The sequence below is a fragment of the Cellulomonas sp. P4_B5_2 genome, assembly GCF_056402235.1.
This window is the reverse complement of sequence record NZ_JBFUHU010000451.1, coordinates 1-2,287: the sequence shown is the minus strand read 5'-3', so window position 1 is coordinate 2,287 and position 2,287 is coordinate 1. Positions and strand designations below refer to the sequence as shown.

At 76.7% G+C, this 2,287-nt stretch carries 2 protein-coding genes and 1 pseudogene; all 3 read right to left on the bottom strand.

Annotated features, from left to right (window positions below; genetic code table 11):
- A pseudogene (locus AC1DUQ_RS20985) lies at positions 1-475 on the bottom strand (hypothetical protein); the annotation flags it as partial.
- On the bottom strand, positions 472-1,173 hold the full coding sequence (locus AC1DUQ_RS20980; RefSeq protein WP_477061548.1) for a ferric reductase-like transmembrane domain-containing protein: 702 nt from the start codon (positions 1,171-1,173) through the stop codon (positions 472-474). The gene AC1DUQ_RS20980 and the pseudogene AC1DUQ_RS20985, both read right to left, overlap by 4 nt.
- Positions 1,160-2,095: an FAD:protein FMN transferase gene (locus AC1DUQ_RS20975; protein WP_477074544.1), complete on the bottom strand. Its 936-nt coding sequence runs from the start codon at positions 2,093-2,095 to the stop codon at positions 1,160-1,162. The genes AC1DUQ_RS20980 and AC1DUQ_RS20975 overlap by 14 nt, the downstream gene beginning before the upstream one ends.
- Positions 2,096-2,287 lie beyond the last annotated feature (192 nt).

Here is a 2,287-nt window from a genome sequence, read left to right as displayed (position 1 = left end):
CCGCTAGCGCACGGGCCAGCGCGAGGTGTGCGCCGTCGTCGTCGCCGTGCAGCCAGACGACGGCCCGCTCGGCGCCGAGGGTCTCCGCCGCGAGCAGGAGCCCGTCGAGGACGAGGTGCGGACGCTGCCGCAGAAGGGTGCCGTCCTTGGCGCTGACGGGTTCGCTCTCGGCGCCGTTCGCGACGACGGTGAGCGACCCCTGCTCCCGTAGCGCGCGCCGCCAGCGCAGGGCGGTCGAGACGTGCGCGCCGCCGTGGCCGTGCAGGTCGCCGCGCTCGACGTCCTCGAGCACGGTGCTCGAGCCGGGCGGGCGCGGACCGAGACGCGCCTCGTGCTCCGCCACGCTCTCGACCGGACCGGGCCGCAGCGAGTCGGCGGGACCCGTGCGGGGCAGGGCCATGGGCGCCAGGAGCAAGCACGACCGCGTTGTCCTCGTCGCGCCGGTGCGGACCGGTGCCGTCGTCGCGATCGTCATCGCGCGGCTCTCCGTCGGTCGACCAGGAGCTCGTCCGTCAGCTCGGCCAGCCGGTCCGCCGGGGTGCGCGCGGCGTAGCGGGTGAGGGCGAGCCCGAGGACCGCGCACCCCGACGCCAGGTAGAAGCCGCGCAGCGCAGGCAGATCCGAGCCCGCCAGCACGCTGTGCGCCCAGACGAGGACCAGCGAACCGATCGCCACCTTGTGGATCGGCCACCAGGCCCTCGGGGCGATCCGCCCGGCGAAGCGGGCCGTCAGCCCGGTGAGCAGGCCCGCCCAGACCGCGAGCACGCCGAGCGTGACGGCGACCGGCCGATACGTCGACGCCATCGGCAGGACCGCGCCACGCCAACCGACCTGCGCCCACGGGTCGGTGGCGAGCACCACGACGTGCAGGACGGTGAACGCGAGGGTGAACGTCGCCAGCCCGGCATGCAGGCGCAGCCGCACGGCCGGCGACGGTGCGCGGAGGTGCCGCGCCCAGGGGTGGGCCAGCACCAGGCCCGTGCAGACGAGGGCGACGAGCAGCACGTACGACGTGAGCCCGCTCGCGCGGCCGAGCAGCCAGGCGACCATCTCGCCGCCGAGGGCGTCCCGCACCAGCCTGACGACGGCGGCCACCGACGCGACGGCGGAGATCGCCAGGACGGCCATGCCTGCGCGTGCCGCGGGGTCCCGCACGCCGTCAGCCACGGTCACGCCGCCAGACCACGAGGGGGTCCATCGCGGGCGACGTGCCGACGATGCCGTCGGTGGTGACCCACGCGGCCGCGAGACCGCGGTCCTGCGCCGCGGTACCGATGGCGCCCGCGCCCGCGAGGAACAGCGTCTTCGACCACACCTCGGCCCAGGCCGCGTCGGGGCCCACGACCGTGACGGAGGCGAGCCCAGCACCGCCGGGGCGACCCGAGCGCGGGTCGACGAGATGGTGCACCGGGGTACCGGCCGAGGTCCAGCGGCGCAGGCGCGTGGATGACGTCGCGCAGCCTGCGTCGCGCACGGCGAGCACGAGGACCGGGGAGGTCCCACCCAGGGGATCCTCGACGCCGACCCGCCAGCCGTTCCCCGCGGGTCCGGCTCCGCCGAGGTACTCGTCGCCGCCGGCGTCGACCAGCCAGGACGCACCCGACCCGGCGAGCTCCGCGGCCGCCCACCGGACGGCGAGGCCCTTCCCGATGCCGCCGAGGTCGATCGGTCGCCCGCCGAGGCGCAGCGCCGGGCGCGCCCCGGGTCGCGTCATGGGCCGCCAGCGTTCCACGAGAGACATCGCGGGCGCGCTCGCAGCGGTCGTCACGTCGCCCTCGGCGAACGGCAGGGACCGGTCGTACCCCCACGCGAGCAGAGAGTCGAGGACCCGCGGGTCGAAGAGGCCGTCGGTCTCGCGGTGTGCGCGCTCGGCCTCGAGCACCGCGTCGGCGAGCATGCCGGGCACCGCGTGCCAGGCGTCGGGCGCAGCGTTCGCCCGCGACAGGGCGCTCGTCGGGTCGAACCGGCTGCAGTGCCGCGCCACCTCGAGGACGACGAGCTCGGCCCGCTCGAGGCAGGTGGCTGCGTGCGGGTGCGGGTCGACGACGCGCAGCTCCACCGGGCTCGCCATGGCACGGAAGGAGCGGCTCAGCATCGCCGCACCCGGCGTGGTCGTCGGGCCGTTCATCCGGATGCCTTGGTCATGGTGTCGACCGGCGGCGGGGGCACCGGAGCGGCGGCGGCCGGCGCCGGCGGTGCGGATGCCGGTGGGGACGTCGGGGTGCCCTCGGACCCGGCCCGCGGTGCCGCCGCCCCGGCGGACCGCTGGTCGAGGATGGCCCGGACC